1 protein-coding gene is annotated in these 302 nt (G+C 70.5%); it reads right to left on the reverse strand.

Translation table 11 applies throughout. From position 1 onward, the window contains the following. Nucleotides 1-302: flotillin family protein (locus M8J73_RS44660; protein ID WP_249829948.1), on the reverse strand; the 302-nt coding region annotated here is incomplete at both ends.

The raw sequence follows: 302 nt of genomic DNA on the forward strand, positions 1-302 counted from the left end.
GCCTCCGGCCGGCCGAGGTCCTCCAGGTAGGAACCCTCGGTGGTGATGTCCTGGATCTGGAAGGCGTCCAGCACCAGACCCTGCCCGGACAGACTGGCCTCCGCCTCCTCCGCCACCTGGCCCGCGAAGGCGGCCCGGTCACGGATGACGTCCTCCACGGACATCCGCCCGACGATCGCCCGCAGCGCACCCGACAGCACTTCCTGGGTGAAGCCGACGATGCCGTCCTGCTGCATCAGGAACCGCTGGGCCGCGGCCCGGATGGAGTCCTCGCTGCCGCCGACCTTGACGATGGCGACACC

Source organism: Streptomyces neyagawaensis (genome assembly GCF_023516595.1).
Lineage (GTDB): Bacteria > Actinomycetota > Actinomycetes > Streptomycetales > Streptomycetaceae > Streptomyces > Streptomyces neyagawaensis.